This is a genomic window from Streptomyces xanthii, from assembly GCF_014621695.1.
Taxonomy (GTDB): Bacteria; Actinomycetota; Actinomycetes; order Streptomycetales; family Streptomycetaceae; genus Streptomyces; species Streptomyces xanthii.
In genome coordinates, this window is sequence record NZ_CP061281.1 from 3,175,864 (window position 1) to 3,192,148 (window position 16,285).

Sequence of the window (16,285 nt, forward strand, 5' to 3'; positions counted from 1 at the left end):
GACCAGGGCGCTCCGTTAGGAGGCCTGGCCGAAGATGTCGATACGGTCGCCCTCAACGAGGGTCACGATCGCGCGCTTGGTGTTCGCACGCTGGCCGAAGCCGGTGCGGGTCCGCTTGCGCTTGCCCTGACGGTTGATCGTGTTGACCCCGGAGACCTTGACCGAGAAGACCGCCTCGACGGCCTGCTTGATCTGGGTCTTGTTGGCACGCGGGTCGACGATGAACGTGTACTTGTTCTCGTCGAGCAGGGCGTACGACTTCTCCGAGACGACCGGACGAACGAGAACGTCACGGGGGTCCGTGTAGCTCTTGCTCAGCGGCGTGGGCTCGACAGCGATCTTGCCCTCGGTGGCGATGCGCTTCGCCTTAGCGACGCGCGCGGCCTTGGCGGCCTTGGCGGCCTTCGAGGCGATGCTCGGGTGACGCGTAGCCATCAGGCCTCGCTCCCTTCGGTGTCAGCGGCCTTGGGGCCAGACACGAAGGACTCGAAAGCGGCCTGGGTGAAGACCACGTCGTCCGAGACGAGAACGTCGTACGTGTTCAGCTGGCCCGGCTCCAGGATGTGGACCTGGGGCAGGTTGCGGGCGGAGAGCCACGCGGCCTCGTCGGAGCGCTCGGCGACCAGGAGCAGGTTCTTGCGCTCCGAGATCTTGCCGAACAGCGACTTGGCGGCCTTCGTGGAGACCTCGCCCTCGACCACGCCGGAGACGACGTGGATGCGAGCGTTGCGGGCCCGGTCGGTGAGGGCGTGGCGCAGGGCCGCGGCCTTCATCTTCTTCGGGGTCCGCTGCGAGTAGTCACGCGGCACGGGACCGTGCACGACGCCACCACCGGCGAACTGCGGGGCGCGGGTCGAACCCTGACGGGCGCGGCCGGTGCCCTTCTGGCGGTACGGCTTCTTGCCACCACCACGGACTTCGCCACGGGTCTTGGTCTTGTGCGTGCCCTGACGGGCAGCGGCCAGCTGCGCGACGACGACCTGGTGAAGCAGCGGAACGCTGATCTTCTCTACGTCGAAGATCTCCGCGGGGAGCTCGACGGACCCGGCCTTGTCGCCCGCCGGCGAAAGGATGTCAACAGTGCTCATCGGTTACCTCAGGCCCCCTTGGCCGCAGTGCGGACCAGGACGAGGCCGCCGTTCGGACCGGGAACCGCGCCCTTGATGAGCAGCAGACCCTTCTCCGCGTCAACGGCGTGGACGGTCAGGTTCTGGGTGGTGACCCGCTCGTTGCCCATACGGCCCGCCATGCGGAGGCCCTTGAACACACGGCCGGGGGTGGCGCAGCCACCGATCGAGCCCGGCTTGCGGTGCACGCGGTGGGCACCGTGAGATGCCTTGCCACCGGCGAAGTTGTGACGCTTCATGACACCGGCGAAGCCCTTGCCCTTGCTCTTGCCGGTGACGTCGACCTTGACGCCGGCCTCGAAGGTCTCGGCCGTGATCTCCTGGCCGAGGGTGTACTCGGAGGCGTCCGAGGTACGGATCTCGACGAGGTGGCGACGGGGGGTGACGTCGGCCTTGGCGAAGTGGCCCTTGAGGGGCTTGTTCACCTTGCGCGGGTCGATCTCGCCGAAGGCGATCTGGACCGACTCGTAGCCGTCGACGTCGTTCGTACGGACCTGGGTCACGACGTTCGGGCCGGCCTTGACGACGGTGACCGGAACAACACGGTTGTTCTCGTCCCACACCTGCGTCATGCCGAGCTTCTCGCCCAGGATGCCCTTGATCTGCTTAGCCATTCTCAGATCACCAGCCCTTAGAGCTTGATCTCGATGTCGACACCGGCCGGGAGGTCGAGTCGCATCAGAGAGTCAACGGTCTTGGGGGTCGGGTCGAGAATGTCGATCAGGCGCTTGTGCGTGCGCATCTCGAAGTGCTCGCGCGAGTCCTTGTACTTGTGCGGCGACTTGATGACGCAGTACACGTTCTTCTCGGTAGGCAGCGGCACCGGGCCCGCGACCGACGCACCAGTACGCGTCACCGTCTCGACGATCTTCTTCGCCGAGGAGTCGATGACCTCGTGGTCGTAGGCCTTGAGCCGGATGCGGATCTTCTGTCCCGCCATGGCTACTTAGTAGTCCTTCGTCTCGAAACGCTCTGGCTCCTGGGGGCCCTGTTTCACACTTCCTCCGACCCACGCGGTCGGGCGTGTCGCGGTGTCGCTGACAGAAATATCCGTACGGATTTCCCTGCTACAGGAACCGCGGCCCAGGGCCGCACGAGCTGGGGGGAAGAAACCCACCAGGCGCCTGGTGGAGTCCCGCGCTGAACTTCCCGGAAGATTCCCGTACGTCCGCCCCAGCGCTGCCGCAGGCGGCAGATAAGGCGACGAGTACTGTGGGACTCGCTTCCGGTCCTCCCGGCGGGAGGCGCGCAGCATCGGCACTCAACCGAGCAACCCCGACAGTCTGCCATACGGGGCACCTCCGGGGCCAATCGAGCCGAAGAGAGTACCCGGTGTGTGACCGAGGTCAAACCGGCCCCGCCCGGCGGCGCGCCCCGCGCGAACCGGACTCGGACAGAAGGCGCCATTCGGGCATAAGTGGGACTTTTAGCACTTACCTGGCACTGGCACCCCCCGCGACCCTGGTGGTCGGAGTTGTCCACGGGGGGACTGCCAGGGAGGCCCGAGTGTTCGACCACGCCCAGGGGACGGGTGTCGTGGCCCGGAGCAAGGGCGAGCGGTTGCGGGTGCCGGGGCTCCTGCTGGCCGCCGTCGCCGCGTTCTACGTCATCGCGCCCGTGCTCGACGCGGCCGCCGCCCCGCTCGTGCGGGCCGATCTCGGGCTCGGACCCGGGCACGAGGCCGTCGCGCGGGTGGTCGGGGTGTCGGTCACGCTGCTCACACTGGTCGCGGCCGGGCGGGCCTGCGACGTCGTGGGCCGGCGCCGGGTGCTGCTGCGGGCGCTGGCCGTGCTGTCCGGGGCCTGCGCGCTGCTCGCGGTCGCCTTCACCGGGTGGGTGTATGTGCTGGCCCGCATCGTCATGGCCGCCGCGCTCGCCGCCGTCTTCGTGGCCTGCCTCGCCTATCTCGCCAGCGTGTACATGCCGGGGCGGGTGCGCCGGGTGACCGGATGCTGGCTCGCGGCCATGTCCACCGGCTTCATCGTCGCCGTGAACGTCGCGCCGCACGTCACCTCCGCCGCCGGCTGGCGCCCGACGATGGCGGCCCTCGCCGTCGCGGCCGCCGGCGCGCTGCTCCTCGTACGGCACCGGCTGCCCGACGACGGGCGGCCCGAGGCGCGGCGGCCGCTCAACGACCCGGTGACGACCGGCTGTTGGACCGTGGCCGGGGCGCTGGCGGCGGCCGGGCTGCAGCTCGCGCCGCTGTGGGGCTGGGCCGATCCGCGCGTGGGCGGGGTGCTGGGCGCGGCCGCGGTCGTGGCGGTGCTCGCCCGGCTGCGCGCCCTGACCCGCAGCGGGCGCACCTCGCTGCCCGCGCGGCTCGGGGTCCCGGTGCTGGTCGCCGGGGTCACCCTGGGCTTCACCCAGACCGTCCTCGCGGTGGCCGTACCGACGCTGATGATCGCCTCGGGCGGTTCGCCGGCGGCGGGCGCGCTCGCGCTCTCGCTGTTCGGGGCGGGCGGCGCCGCGGGCAGTCTGCTGGTGGTCCGGCGGCGCGCCCTCTCCCCCGTCACGGGCTGCTCCCTGGGCCTGCCGCTCGCCGCGATCGGGCTCGCGCTGCTGCACACGCTGCTGAGCCACGGCGGGGCGTCGCTGCTCAGTGGCTGCGCCGTCGTCGCCGTGATCGGGTTCGGCATCATGCTGGCGCTGGCCCCGCGCATGGCGGGCTTCCTCACCGCGGTCCCGCACACCGACCTCGGCGGCACGATCGCGCTGCTGCCGGGCGCGATCCTGTTCGGCGCGGCCGCGGCGCAGACGATGCCGTACAGCGCGGGCGCGTCGCCCGCGCAGGCGGCGGTCACCGCGGGGCAGATGCTGTGGGTCGCCACGATCGTGGTCGCCGCGGCCGCGCTGCTGCTCGGCCGGCCCGTGGTCGCGCTCGTCGTGGCCTCGACGTCCGTCCTGCAGTACCTGGTGGCGAAGGCGCAGACCGGCCAGTCCGTGGAGATGCTCGTCGCGCTCGGCGTCGGCGCGGCGGCCGGCGCCATCGCCTGGTCGCGGGGCCGGCTCACGGAGCGGCTCACCCGCTCCCAGGAGACGGCGGGCGCGCTGCTGCGCGCCGTGCTCCACCCCATCCCGGGCACGCTCGGCCGGCTGCGCCTCGCGGGCCTGTACGAGCCGGCGACCGCCGACACCGGCATCGGCGGCGACTTCCTGGAGGCCCTGCACACCCCGTACGGCACCCGGGTGCTCATCGGCGACGTGCGCGGCAAGGGGCTGCAGGCGGTGCAGACGGTGACGGACCTGCTGGGCTGTTTCCGCAGTCAGGCCTACGAGACCGAGGACCTCGGGGAGCTCGCGGCGCGGCTCGACCGGCAGGTGCTGCGGGCGGCCGAGGCGCGCGGGGACGAGGAGCTGTTCGCGACCGCGCTGCTGATCCAGCACGGTGCCGGGGCCCCACACCTGGAAGTGATCAACTGCGGTCACCCGGGGCCGGTCGCCGTGGGCCGCTCGCGCGCCGAGGAGATCGAGGGGCCCGTGCACCTGCCGCTCGGCTTCGGCACGCTCGGCGCGGTCGACGCCCACCGGGTCTCGCTGGACGACACGACGACGCTGGTCGCCTACACGGACGGGCTGAGCGAGGCGCGGAACGCGAGCGGCGAGTTCTATCCGCTCATCGACCGGCTGGCCGACGGCGCGGACGGGCCGCCCGACGCGCTCGTCGGACGGCTCGCGGACGACGTACGGAACTGGACGCACCACCTGGGCGACGACATCGCGATCGTCGCCCTGACACCGGCGGCCTGAGCCCTTTTCCGGGCTCGGCCGGGGGGCGTCGGCGCGACGTCCTGCGACCAGCCCGGGGCGGGCCGGGCGCAAGGCCTCGTAGTGGATGTACTCGGCGTTACGCCCGGTGTGGCCCGGCTGTGTCAGGACGTGGGCGGTGCCGCGGGCGCTAGTACGGCTGGGCCAGGACGTGGGCGGCGCCCGGGACGCCGACCTTGAGGAGCTCGTCCTCCTCGGGGGTCGTCGGGGTGCCGGTCTCCTGGCGCAGCACCGCGCGGGACAGGGCCTGCACCCACATGGCGCGCGGGCGGCGCCGCGCCTCCCAGGCGGTGAGCGCCTCGGGGACGCCGGCCTCGGCGTCCAGCGCCTCGGCGAGGACCAGCGCGTCCTCGACCGCCATGGCCGCACCCTGTGCGAGGTGCGGGGTGGAGGCGTGCGCGGCGTCCCCGGCGAGGACGACGCGGCCCACGTGCCAGGGCTCCTCGACGCTCACCTGGGAGATCCGCGAGTACACGACCGCCGACGGGTCGGTGACGGCGGCGAGCGCGTCGGCGACCGGCCCCGAGAACATGCGCAGGCGTGCGGCGAGCTGCTCGTGGGCTCGCTCCGGGGCGGGCCGGAAGTCCTCCTTCTCGGCGAACACCGCGCCCAGGTACATGAGTTCCCCGGTGATCGGTGTGAGCAGCGCCTTCGCCTCCGGTCCGGCCGTGCCCATGACGACGCCGCGCACCTCGGGCGGGCGCGGCACGGTGACCCGCCAGTTGGCGAAGCCCGTGTACTCGGGGGCGTACGTGTCCCCGTAGAGCCGGGTGCGCAGCGGGGAGCCGATGCCGTCGAAGCCGACGACGAGGTCGTGGCGGGACTGGCCGCCGTCGGAGAGGGTGACGTCGACTCCGGTGCCGTCGTCCTTCAGCTCGGTGATCGTCGTGCCGAGGCGCAGCCGGGCTCCGGCGGCGCGGGCCGCGTCGGCGAGGATCCGGGCGAGGGCGGGGCGCGGGATGCCATTGGCGGCGGGGGCGTCGGCCATGCGGGGCTGGGGTATCGCGGCGAGCGTGGTCCCGGCCGGGTCGGCGATGGTCAGGGTGTCCCACGCGAAGCCGGCCGCGAGGCACGCGTCGAGGACGCCGATCTCGCGCATGACGTGCAGCGCGTTGGTCGGCTGGATGATGCCGACGCCGAGCGCGTCGAGCTCTTCGCGCAGTTCCGCGACCTCGACGGTGTGGCCGCGGCGGGCCAGGGCCGTGGCGAGGGTGAGGCCGCCGATGCCGCCGCCGTGGATCAGGACGCGAAGGGCGGTCGCTGGTGCGGGTGCTGCCGTCATGCCGGGTGACTCCTGGGGTCAAGTTCCGTGACGCGGACGGGGACTGACGGGTGGTCGGACCTCGCCGGCCTGTGACGCGGCATGTTAATCAGCCTCGCGGGGCGGTCTGCGGGCAACCCCCGCAACATCGGCACAGGTTCTCCTCGCGGGGCCGCGTGATGGGATGGAGGCCCAGATCAACGTGGATCGTCAGAGGGGAACATCGTCGTGAGTCAGCCGGCCGGTCCGGGCCCGCGTTTCGTGCCGCGCGCGTACATCAATCCGCGGTTCGAGGAAGACCTGCAGTTCAACGCCGTGAGCAGCCCCCCGCGCTACGCCTCGCGCACCGAACGGCCCGTGCGGTACGGCGCCGTCGCCGACGGGCAGGGCACGGTCACCGGGTACGTGTGGGCGAACGACGAGGACGACGCGGCGGGCTGGATCGTGCGCCGGGATGCCGGTGAGAAGGCCGCGGGCGACGGCACGTGGGCGCTGCGGCTGCGCGACTCCAAGGCGGCGGGCCGCACCCCGGGCGAGGCCCTGCGCCGTCTGCTCGACGACGGGGCCACGCCCTCCGGGGCGCACGTGATCGGCAGTTCGATCGCGTGGGCGCCGCACGTCGACGCCCTGTACGCGCTGGCGGACGTCCCGCGCGACCGGGTGCGCGACGCCGCCGCCGGCGCCCTGTACGGGCTCGCCCTCGGCGACGCGATGGGCCGCCCGCTCTCCGCGCTCCCCCTGGACGGCATCCGGTCCGCGTACGGCGAGTGGACCGCGATGGAACTCCCCTGGCACGACGGCGAGTCGGGGACTCCGGGCGACCCCCGGCAGGCGGCGGTGCCGCGGGCCCGGGTGTCGGACCAGACCCAGCTGGCCCTCGCCGTCGCCGAGGCCCTCGCCGAGACCGCCGTCCGCCCGCCCCAGACGGAGGCCGAGGCCCGGCACAGCCTCACCACGCGCGGGGCGCTGCCCGCGCCGCCGTGGGTGACGCCGCCCGCCGTCGCCACCGCGCTGCGCACGCATCTGGTGCGCTGGCTCGCCTCGCCGGACAACGACCGCGGCGCCGGCCGCACCACCGTCGACGCCTGTACGGCGCTGCGTGACCCGGGCAACCCCTGGCAGGCGGCGACCGCCCTGGAGTCCAAGGGCTGCGGCGCGGTCGTGCGGGCGGCGGCCGTCGGGCTCGCCCCGTACCTGAGCGCCGAGCAGCGCTCCGGCATCGCGCAGGCGCAGGCCGCGCTGACACACGGCCACCCGACCGCGCTCGCCGCGAGTGATCTGGCCGCGCACGCGGTGCACCTCCTGGCCCACGGCTGCGAACCCGGCGCCCTCCTGGACCGGCTGCGCGCCCACGCGGCCGCGTCCCGCCGTACGTACCGGGCGGAGTGGCTCGGCGACCTTGCCGAGCGCGCGGGGGCGGACAGCCCGGCAGCGTACGCGGAGCGCGGATGGGACGAGTGCCTCGTGGCGCTGGACGCGGTGGGCGCGGCGCTGGCCCCCGCGGAACGGGACCGGGAGCCGGCGCGGGCCGTCGGCGGTGCCTGGACGGCCGACATCGTCCTCGCGGGCGCGCTCTACGCCTGCCTCGTCACCGACGCACATCCCCGCAACACGATCCGCCGCGCCGCGCACACGTCCGGGGCCTCGGCGGCGACGGCGGCGCTGGCCGGGGCGTTCGCGGGGGCGGGGCGCGGGGCGGACCGCTGGCCGCGGGAGTGGACGGAGGCGATCGAGTACGGGGAGCGGGTGCGGGTGCTCAGCGGGGCCTGGGACCGTAGCTGACGGGTGGCTGCGGCCCGGCGGGGGCTTCCTGCGGAAATGCCACACCGATGTCCGCAAGCCGTAACGATCCGCCCCGGCACGTACGGAACGACACCCTCCCCGGGCACGATCCCCTCGCACCGCACGACATCGACCACGGGGGTCCGACCATGCGCGCCTACGCGAACCGAACGAGCAGGAAGCTGTACGTCCTGGGGGTGGCCGCCGCCGCGGCCCTGGCCCTGTCGGCCTGCGGCCCGGGCGACTCGGAGGGCTCGGCCGACGGCCCGACGAGCGCGTCCCCCACGACCGCGCAGTCGACGCCGCCGTCGACCCCGGACTCCCCGTCGGCGCCGGCCTCGTCCCCGGTACCGTCCTCCCCCGACCCCACGATCTCCGGCGGCCCCGGCGATGCCGGGAACGGCGGCTGGGACCTGGCCGACCGCCAGACCCCGCCGGCCGGTTCGGTCTGCGACCACGACGGCCAGGGCCCGTACGGCGCGATCGAGTCGGTCAGCGCGGGAGGCGAGAGCCCGACCATGCTCGGCCTCGTCCTGGGCTCCTACCGGTGCGACGCCGACGGCCCCACGTTCACGCCCAGCAGCGCGACCGGCGCCGCCACGGACGTGCTGACCGACGACACGCACCTGAAGGTCGTCGTCGGCGGACAGCTCGCACAGGACCTGGGCACCAAGACCCCGGACGCGAACACGTTCGTCAAGCACCTCATGGACCTGCAGGACAAGAACGCCCTCGGCGGCCCGAAGGCCCCGCAGTTCTACTTCCGCACCGACGTGCCGTCGGACGACATCAACGCGATGCCGGACGACAACAGCCACCTGATCTACCTGTTCCAGATCACCGACGGCGACTGACCCCGCCCACCGACCGAGGCCGACTCACGGCAGGTCGGGATCAGCTCGACCTGCCTCGCAAGCATCTGAAACCCTCCGTGATCTTCCGAACACCCTGTGTGCAGCACGTGAAGATTCCGCAGGAGATGTGCTCGTTCGGCATATGCCATCCGTGTTGACTCCGCGTCAATTACGTTCTGCGATGGCGCGACTACATATGCATGTACGAGAGGGCGTGGACTCGATGATCCCCGAGATGAGCAGGACCGGCGCGGGGCTGGAGGCGTGGACGAGCGGATCGATCACTCAGGGCGCGGAGCGGCACCCTTGCGCGGTGCTGCTGCGGTACGAGGCCGACGATCCGTTCGTCGTGACGCTGACGGTGTCGCCCGGCACCGCCGCGAGCCCGAGGACGAGCTCCCGGTGGGTGATCTCCCGCGATCTGCTGACGGCGGGGTTAGGCGGCGCGGTCGGCATCGGAGCCGTATCGGTTCTGCCCGGGCAGAACCCCGACGAGCCGGCCCACGTGACGATCCGCGTGCAGGAGCAGGGCGCGGGACGGGGCACCGAGACGCTGATCCGGCTCGGCCACGCGGCCCTGATGACGTACCTGGAGCGCAGCCACGCGCTCCAGCCCTTCGGCACCGAGCCGACCGAGATGGCCCTCGACCGCGAACTCGCCCGCATCCTGGGCGACGGCGACGGCCACGCCTGACCGGCCGCGGGGCCGAGGGACCCGGCCCCGCTCTTCGACCGCTCAGTCCCGGTCGATGTTCTCGTGCAGCACCTTGCCGTTGCCGGCGTCGATGTCGAAGGTCGTCTTGACCCACGTCGCCGGCGTGACCACGTCCACCGCCCAGACCGTCGGCCCGCCGTCGGAGTCGTCGAGGCCGACCGACGTGACCGTGCCCTTCTTCCGGTCCGTGGCCGTCTCGGCCGCCTTCATCGACGTGATCTCGGCCGCCGCGAGCTTGTCGGTGTTCTCCTTCTTGTCACCCGCGTCCTGGTCCTTGTCCTTCTCGGACTTCGTGACCTTGCCGGTGACGCCGTCGATCCGTACGTCGGTGCTCGTGCCGTCCGACGCGACGACCTCCGCGTCCCACTCCGGATTCCCCTGGTCGTCGTCGCCCAGCTCGATCTCCAGGAGCTTGCCGCCGGAGACCTCCTTCTCGGCGGTCATGGCCGCCTTGTCCCAGTCGACCTTCGTCGCGGTGATCAGCTTCCTGCGCTCGGCCTGATCCTCGCTCAGCCGCGGCGAGGCAGACGCGGAAGCGGTCGCGGCCGCCTGCTCGGCCGCGCGGTCCGCCTGCTTCGTACCCGAAGAGGTGTCGTCCCCGTCGTCCGACGAACAGGCGCTCAGCAAGGACAGCGACGCGGCGACGGCGCACAGGACGCCGACGGCACGCCCTCGGGCGAGGCGGTTGCTCCGCTTCACGGGTGCAGAGTGCATGGCAGGCCTTTCGGGCTGGGGCACCGGGGAACTCCCTCGCTCCGGCGCTCGGTCCACCCCCCACATCGAGACGTCCGCGCACCACCGTCCCGGCGGCCCCGCGCGTGACGCACGGCGCGGACCCACCGATCCTCGCAGCCCGCCCCGCTCACGGCATCCGGGCACTGGGCCGTCCGTGTCGGCCCCCGCCGCCGCCCGTCCGGGTGAACGGAACATGTACGCGCATGGAACCCGCGCCCCCTGCCGAGCCTCTACCCAGGTGAACCAACCTGAACAGAGGCGCGCTCCACCGACACCGCCGCGCCGCCTCGCAGCGGACGGAGTGAGCGCCACTGTGCGGAAGAGACCTGCGATACCGCGCCCTTCGCGGCCCGAAATGCGCCCTATGCCCAAGCTTCCGGCGCCCCGGCCCGGCCCCGCGCCCGCGCCTGCATCGGCCCCCGACGCCGATCCCGTGCCCTCCGCCGCCCGTTCCCTGACCCGGCGCGGACTCCTGCTCGGCACCTCCGCCGTGGCCGCCACCACCGCCCTCGCCGCCTGCGCACCCCGCGCGACCGTGCCCCCGCCCCGCACCTCCGTCCCCTCCCCCGCCTCCGGCCGCCCCGCCGCGCAGGCGGACCGCGCCCTGCTGCTCCAGGTCCTCGCCCACCCCGACGACGACCTGTACTTCATGAACCCGGACACCCAGCAGGCCCTCGCCGCCGGCACCCCGCTCGTCTGCGTCTACGTCACCGCCGGCGAGGCCGACGGCCGGAACAAGACGGCGACCGACCGCGACCCCGCCCCCGACAAGGCCGCCTACTCCGCCGCCCGCCACCAGGGCCTGCGCCAGTCCTACGCGACCCAGCTCGGCCTCCCCCTCTTCACCCCCTGGGACCAGCGCGTCCTGCGCCTGCCCAGCGGCTTCCGCGCCGAGCTCGACGTCCTCGAACACGGGGGCCGCCGCGTCGAGCTGGTCCACCTGAACCTCGCCATGCACACCGCGGCGGGCCACATGGGCGCCCCGTCCCTCTGGCGCGACCCGGGCCTGCTCCTGCGCACCCTCGTCCCCGAGGGCTCCCCGCTGCGGGCCGTCCAGACGTACACCCACGACTCCGTCGTCACCGTCCTCGCGGAACTGTTCCGGCGCTACCGGCCGACCGTCGTGCACACCCTCGACCCGGACCCCGACATCCAGGTCAGCGACCGGCTCACCCGCATCCGCGACAGCGAGCAGCCCGGCTACTCCGACCACGCCGACCACACCGCCGTCGCCTCCTTCACCTGGGCGGCGCTGATCCGCTGGGCCCGGACCGCGCCGGGCGGCCCACCCCCGTTCGTCGTCACCGCCTACCGCGGCTACTACAACCACCACTGGCCGAAGAACCTCCCGCCGCGCCTGCTCGACCAGAAGGCCGCCCACCTCGTCCCGTACGGCGCGGCCCCCGACTGGTCCTGCGGCAACCCGGCCGGCTGCGGCGACTACAACGTCGGCGGCGACCGCCCCCTGACCAACCGCAAGGGCTGGGTCCGCGCCACCCACCACCGCTACCCGGGCCCGCGCCTCACGCTGGTGCGCGGCGCCGGCGGCCGGGCCACCGCGTACGGCGTCCTCGGCCTGCGCGCGGTCCGCTACGACGAGAAGCCGGGCGGCGGTTTCGCGGACCCGGTCGACCTCGGCGGCGGCCCGCTCGCCCCGGTGCTCGGCAGCGCCCCTCTCCCGGCCGACCGCCACCTGCTGTTCGGCCTGCGCCTGGCCGAGCTCGAAGGCCTGGGCGGGCCCGACGTACGGGAGATCGTGGCCCTGGAGCCCGCCCGGCGTGGCGCCGGCGCCGGCACCTGGACCGGCCTCGGCAACCCGGAGTCCGACCCCGACCGGGGCCGGCGCATCGGCGTCCCGGTGGCCGTCACCGCCCGCGACGGCAGGGTCCACCTCTTCGTCCGCAACGCCGGACAGGGCGTCAGCACCCGTGTCCGCGACACCTCCGGCACCTGGTCGCCTTGGAAGGACCTCGGCGGCGGCCCCGTCCAGGACGGCCTCACCGCGGTCCTCGGCCCCGGCGGCCGGGTCCACGTCTACGCGCCGGGCCGGGACACCGTCCACCACTGGACCCCGGACGGGCCCGCTCCGCTGACCGGCCTGCCCACCCCCGCCGACGCCATAGCCGCGGCGGACGGCCGCCTGTACTACCGTCCGCCCGCCTCCGACCGCCTCCTCTCCCCCGGCGGCCCGCCCGTCGACTTCCCCGGCTACGGCCCGGTCACCGCCACCGGCCCCTACCTCCTCGGCCGCGCCACGGACGGCACCGTCCAACTCCTCCACCAGGGCCGCCTCACCCGCCCCGCGGGCCTGCCACCGACCCTGGACACCCCGTCCCTGACCGCGACCGGGGCCGCCCCCACCCTCGCCGGACTCTCCTTCGACGCCCGCCCCTGGCTGTGGCGTCCCACCCAGGCCAGGGCCTGAGCCCGTCCTGACCAGCGGCGCACCGGCCCCGAGGATCCGCGAGAACGGAGAGGGCATGCAAAAGGGCCCGTACGACCGAAGTCGTACGGGCCCTTTCAGAGCTCGCAGGAGCTACCAGGCGTCAAGCCCAACAGGTAAGCGGAACTTACTTGTTGATCTTGGTGACCTGGCCGGCGCCGACGGTCCGGCCACCCTCACGGATGGCGAACTTGAGGCCCTCCTCCATGGCGACGGGCTGGATGAGCTCCACCTTCATCTCGGTGTTGTCACCCGGCATGACCATCTCGGTGCCCTCGGGGAGGGTCACGACGCCGGTCACGTCCGTCGTACGGAAGTAGAACTGCGGGCGGTAGTTGTTGAAGAACGGGGTGTGACGGCCACCCTCGTCCTTCGACAGGATGTACGCCTGCGCCTCGAACTCGGTGTGCGGGGTGACCGAGCCCGGCTTGATGATGACCTGGCCGCGCTCGACGTCCTCGCGCTTGATGCCGCGGAGCAGCAGACCGACGTTCTCACCGGCCTGGCCCTCGTCGAGCAGCTTGCGGAACATCTCGATGCCGGTGACCGTGGTGGTGGTCTTCTCGGTCTTGATGCCGATGATGTCGACGGTCTCGTTGACCTTCAGGACACCACGCTCGATACGACCGGTGACGACCGTGCCACGACCGGTGATCGTGAAGACGTCCTCGATCGGCATGAGGAACGGCTTGTCGACGTCGCGCTCCGGCTCCGGGATGGCGGAGTCGACGGCGGCCATGAGCTCGAGGACGGACTTGCCCCACTCCTCGTCGCCCTCGAGCGCCTTGAGCGCCGAGACCTTGACGACCGGAACGTCGTCGCCCGGGAACTCGTACTCGGAGAGGAGCTCACGGACCTCGAGCTCGACGAGCTCCAGGATCTCCTCGTCGTCCACCATGTCGGCCTTGTTCAGGGCGACAACGATGTACGGAACGCCGACCTGGCGGGCCAGGAGCACGTGCTCCTTGGTCTGCGGCATCGGGCCGTCGGTGGCGGCGACCACGAGGATGGCGCCGTCCATCTGCGCGGCACCCGTGATCATGTTCTTGATGTAGTCCGCGTGACCGGGGCAGTCGACGTGGGCGTAGTGACGCGCCTCGGTCTGGTACTCGACGTGCGCGATCGAGATCGTGATACCGCGCTGGCGCTCCTCGGGAGCCTTGTCGATCTGGTCGAAGGCCGAGGCCTCGTTCAGGTCCGGGTACGCGTCGTGCAGCACCTTGGTAATGGCGGCCGTGAGGGTCGTCTTACCGTGGTCGATGTGACCGATGGTGCCGATGTTGACGTGCGGCTTAGTCCGCTCGAACTTCGCCTTCGCCACTGGGGTCCTCCTGGAGTGGTTCTGAACGCCTTGCTTCATCGGCGCCAGGTGATCTTTGCTGGAAAGCCCGGTGCCCGGGGGCATTCACCCGCAACCGCGGATGAATGCCCCGAGAGGCTCCGGAGTCAAGCCTAAAGCTAGTGAACGCGGTGCGTTACTCGCCCTTGGCCTTCGCGATGATCTCCTCGGCGACGTTCCGCGGAACCTCGGCGTAGGAGTCGAACTGCATCGAGTAGCTCGCGCGACCCGACGTCTTGCTGCGGAGGTCGCCGACGTAGCCGAACATCTCCGAAAGCGGCACGAGGCCCTTCACGACGCGAGCGCCGCTGCGCTCCTCCATGGCCTGGATCTGGCCACGGCGGGAGTTGATGTCGCCGATGACCTCACCCATGTAGTCCTCGGGCGTGGTGACCTCGACGGCCATCATCGGCTCGAGCAGCACGGGCTTGGCCTTGCGCGCGGCCTCCTTGAAGGCCTGCGAGCCGGCGATCTTGAAGGCGAGCTCGGAGGAGTCGACCTCGTGGTAGGCACCGTCGAGAAGCGTGACGCGGACGCCCGTCATCTCGTAGCCGGCCAGGATGCCGAACTGCATGGCCTCCTGCGCACCCGCGTCCACCGACGGGATGTACTCCCGGGGGATGCGGCCACCGGTGACCTTGTTCACGAACTCGTACGAGGCGTCGCCACTGTCGATCGGCTCGATCGCGATCTGCACCTTGGCGAACTGACCCGTACCACCGGTCTGCTTCTTGTGGGTGTAGTCCACGCGCTCGACGGCCTGACGGATCGTCTCGCGGTAAGCGACCTGCGGCTTGCCGACGTTGGCCTCGACCTTGAACTCACGGCGCATACGGTCGACCAGCACCTCGAGGTGCAGCTCGCCCATACCACCGATGATGGTCTGGCCCGTCTCCTCGTCCGAGTGGACCTGGAAGGAGGGGTCCTCCTCCGAGAGACGCTGGATGGCGACACCCAGCTTCTCCTGGTCACCCTTGGACTTGGGCTCGATGGCGACCTGAATGACCGGCGCCGGGAAGTCCATGGACTCCAGGATGACCGGGTTCTTGTCGTCGGACAGCGTCTCACCCGTCGTGGTCTGCTTCAGACCCATGACGGCGACGATGTCGCCCGCGCCCACCGACTCGATCTCCTCACGCTTGTTCGCGTGCATGCGGTAGATCTTGCCGATGCGCTCCTTCTTGCCCTTGACCGAGTTCAGCACCGAGGTGCCGGACTCCAGGCGGCCCGAGTAGACCCGGACGAAGGTGAGCTTGCCCAGGTGCGGGTCGCTCATGATCTTGAACGCGAGGGCGGCCAGCGGCTCGTCGTCCGACGGCTTGCGCTTGACGACGACCTCGGGGTCCTTGACGTCGTGGCCCTCGATGGCCTCGACGTCGAGCGGGGTCGGCAGGTAGCGCACGACGGCGTCGAGCAGGGGCTGAACACCCTTGTTCTTGAACGCGGTGCCACAGAACACGGGGGTGACGGTGGTGTCGCCGCCCTTGCCGGAGGCGATGGTGATGCGACGCACGGCGGCGTGCAGCTGCTCCACGGTGGGCTCGGTGCCCTCCAGGAACAGCTCCATCATCTCCTCGTCGTTCTCCGCGACGGCCTCGAGCAGCTTGCCCCGGTACTCCTGGGCAGCCTCGGTGTGCGTGGCGGGGATGTCGACGATGTCGTAGGCCTCGCCCTTGGCGGCCTCGGCCGACCAGACGAACGCCTTCATCGTGACGAGGTCGACGACACCCTGGAAGTCGGCCTCGGCACCGATGGGGAGCTGCATGACCAGCGGGGTCGCACCGAGGCGGTCGACGATCATGTCGACGCAGCGGTGGAACTCGGCGCCGGTGCGGTCCAGCTTGTTGACGAAGCAGATGCGCGGCACGCCGTAACGGTCGGCCTGACGCCACACCGTCTCGGACTGCGGCTCAACGCCGGCGACACCGTCGAACACCGTCACGGCACCATCGAGAACACGCAGGGAGCGCTCCACCTCGACGGTGAAGTCGACGTGCCCAGGCGTGTCGATGATGTTGATCGTGTAGTCGTTGTCCTCGAGCGGCCAGTGGCAGGTGGTGGCAGCGGACGTGATCGTGATGCCACGCTCCTGCTCCTGCTCCATCCAGTCCATCGTGGCAGCGCCGTCGTGGACCTCACCGATCTTGTACGAGACGCCGGTGTAGAACAGGATCCGCTCGGTGGTGGTCGTCTTGCCCGCGTCGATGTGGGCCATGATGCCGATGTTGCGCACCTTGGCCAGGTCAAGCGAAGTGGTAGCCATA

13 protein-coding genes are annotated in these 16,285 nt (G+C 71.7%); 5 read left to right on the forward strand and 8 right to left on the reverse strand.

Going from position 1 to position 16,285, the window contains the following annotated elements; translation table 11 throughout:
* Positions 1-15: 15 nt before the first annotated feature.
* The 4 genes from rplW to rpsJ are packed head-to-tail and all read right to left on the reverse strand — an operon-like array spanning position 16 to position 2,067.
* Complete coding sequence (rplW, locus tag IAG42_RS14280) at positions 16-435, reverse strand: 50S ribosomal protein L23 (RefSeq protein ID WP_161304260.1); 420 nt, start codon at positions 433-435, stop codon at positions 16-18.
* Positions 435-1,088 carry a 50S ribosomal protein L4 gene (gene rplD, locus IAG42_RS14285; RefSeq protein ID WP_188337379.1) on the reverse strand — a complete coding sequence of 218 codons (654 nt, stop codon included), beginning with the start codon at positions 1,086-1,088 and terminating at the stop codon, positions 435-437. Before rplD ends, rplW begins: the two co-directional genes overlap by 1 nt.
* Positions 1,089-1,096: 8 nt before the next feature.
* Positions 1,097-1,741, reverse strand: coding sequence for a 50S ribosomal protein L3 (gene rplC / locus IAG42_RS14290; RefSeq protein ID WP_188337380.1), 645 nt, complete (start codon positions 1,739-1,741; stop codon positions 1,097-1,099).
* A 17-nt stretch (positions 1,742-1,758) separates the two neighbouring features.
* Complete coding sequence (gene rpsJ, locus IAG42_RS14295; protein ID WP_003948644.1) at positions 1,759-2,067, reverse strand: 30S ribosomal protein S10; 309 nt, start codon at positions 2,065-2,067, stop codon at positions 1,759-1,761.
* A 566-nt stretch (positions 2,068-2,633) separates the two neighbouring features.
* Here rpsJ and IAG42_RS14300 point away from each other — a divergent pair.
* Positions 2,634-4,874, forward strand: a complete 2,241-nt coding sequence (locus IAG42_RS14300) for a SpoIIE family protein phosphatase (RefSeq protein WP_188337381.1) — start codon at positions 2,634-2,636, stop codon at positions 4,872-4,874.
* A 148-nt stretch (positions 4,875-5,022) separates the two neighbouring features.
* Here IAG42_RS14300 and IAG42_RS14305 read toward each other — a convergent pair whose 3' ends face one another.
* A complete protein-coding gene (locus IAG42_RS14305; protein ID WP_188337382.1) occupies positions 5,023-6,174 on the reverse strand; it encodes an FAD-dependent monooxygenase in 1,152 nt (383 codons plus the stop codon).
* Between the two features lie 207 nt (positions 6,175-6,381).
* Between IAG42_RS14305 and IAG42_RS14310 the strand changes: the two genes are divergently transcribed.
* The 3 genes from IAG42_RS14310 (at position 6,382) to IAG42_RS14320 (ending at position 9,483) form a co-directional block, all read left to right on the forward strand.
* On the forward strand, positions 6,382-7,935 hold the full coding sequence (locus IAG42_RS14310; protein WP_317453316.1) for an ADP-ribosylglycohydrolase family protein: 1,554 nt from the start codon (positions 6,382-6,384) through the stop codon (positions 7,933-7,935).
* 47 nt (positions 7,936-7,982) lie between these two features.
* Complete coding sequence (locus IAG42_RS14315; protein ID WP_223206001.1) at positions 7,983-8,789, forward strand: hypothetical protein; 807 nt, start codon at positions 7,983-7,985, stop codon at positions 8,787-8,789.
* A 235-nt stretch (positions 8,790-9,024) separates the two neighbouring features.
* Positions 9,025-9,483: an SsgA family sporulation/cell division regulator gene (locus IAG42_RS14320; protein ID WP_188337383.1), complete on the forward strand. Its 459-nt coding sequence runs from the start codon at positions 9,025-9,027 to the stop codon at positions 9,481-9,483.
* A 42-nt stretch (positions 9,484-9,525) separates the two neighbouring features.
* On the opposite strand, the gene IAG42_RS14325 is transcribed toward IAG42_RS14320, so the two are convergent.
* A complete protein-coding gene (locus tag IAG42_RS14325) occupies positions 9,526-10,203 on the reverse strand; it encodes a PepSY domain-containing protein (protein WP_223206002.1) in 678 nt (225 codons plus the stop codon).
* Between the two features lie 400 nt (positions 10,204-10,603).
* Between IAG42_RS14325 and IAG42_RS14330 the strand changes: the two genes are divergently transcribed.
* Positions 10,604-12,664, forward strand: coding sequence for a PIG-L family deacetylase (locus tag IAG42_RS14330; protein ID WP_188337385.1), 2,061 nt, complete (start codon positions 10,604-10,606; stop codon positions 12,662-12,664).
* A gap of 145 nt (positions 12,665-12,809) precedes the next feature.
* On the opposite strand, the gene tuf is transcribed toward IAG42_RS14330, so the two are convergent.
* Together tuf and fusA are read right to left on the reverse strand one after the other, a co-directional pair.
* Positions 12,810-14,003 (reverse strand): elongation factor Tu, encoded by a 1,194-nt coding sequence (gene tuf, locus IAG42_RS14335; protein WP_188337386.1) that lies wholly within the window; start codon positions 14,001-14,003, stop codon positions 12,810-12,812.
* Positions 14,004-14,157: 154 nt separating this feature from the next.
* The gene (gene fusA / locus IAG42_RS14340) at positions 14,158-16,284 is read right to left on the reverse strand and encodes an elongation factor G (RefSeq protein ID WP_188337387.1); all 2,127 of its coding nucleotides are present in this window, start codon (positions 16,282-16,284) and stop codon (positions 14,158-14,160) included.
* Position 16,285: the final 1 nt, after the last annotated feature.

What these genes read in the sequence shown, in the direction of transcription:
- rplW (WP_161304260.1), bottom strand. Translation starts at nt 435, where the DNA reads ATGGCTACGCGTCACCCGAGCATCGCCTCGAAGGCCGCCAAGGCCGCC.
- rplD (WP_188337379.1), bottom strand. Translation starts at nt 1,088, where the DNA reads ATGAGCACTGTTGACATCCTTTCGCCGGCGGGCGACAAGGCCGGGTCC.
- rplC (WP_188337380.1), bottom strand. Translation starts at nt 1,741, where the DNA reads ATGGCTAAGCAGATCAAGGGCATCCTGGGCGAGAAGCTCGGCATGACG.
- rpsJ (WP_003948644.1), bottom strand. Translation starts at nt 2,067, where the DNA reads ATGGCGGGACAGAAGATCCGCATCCGGCTCAAGGCCTACGACCACGAG.
- IAG42_RS14305 (WP_188337382.1), bottom strand. Translation starts at nt 6,174, where the DNA reads ATGACGGCAGCACCCGCACCAGCGACCGCCCTTCGCGTCCTGATCCAC.
- IAG42_RS14315 (WP_223206001.1), top strand. Translation starts at nt 7,983, where the DNA reads ATGTCCGCAAGCCGTAACGATCCGCCCCGGCACGTACGGAACGACACC.
- IAG42_RS14320 (WP_188337383.1), top strand. Translation starts at nt 9,025, where the DNA reads ATGAGCAGGACCGGCGCGGGGCTGGAGGCGTGGACGAGCGGATCGATC.
- IAG42_RS14330 (WP_188337385.1), top strand. Translation starts at nt 10,604, where the DNA reads ATGCCCAAGCTTCCGGCGCCCCGGCCCGGCCCCGCGCCCGCGCCTGCA.
- fusA (WP_188337387.1), bottom strand. Translation starts at nt 16,284, where the DNA reads ATGGCTACCACTTCGCTTGACCTGGCCAAGGTGCGCAACATCGGCATC.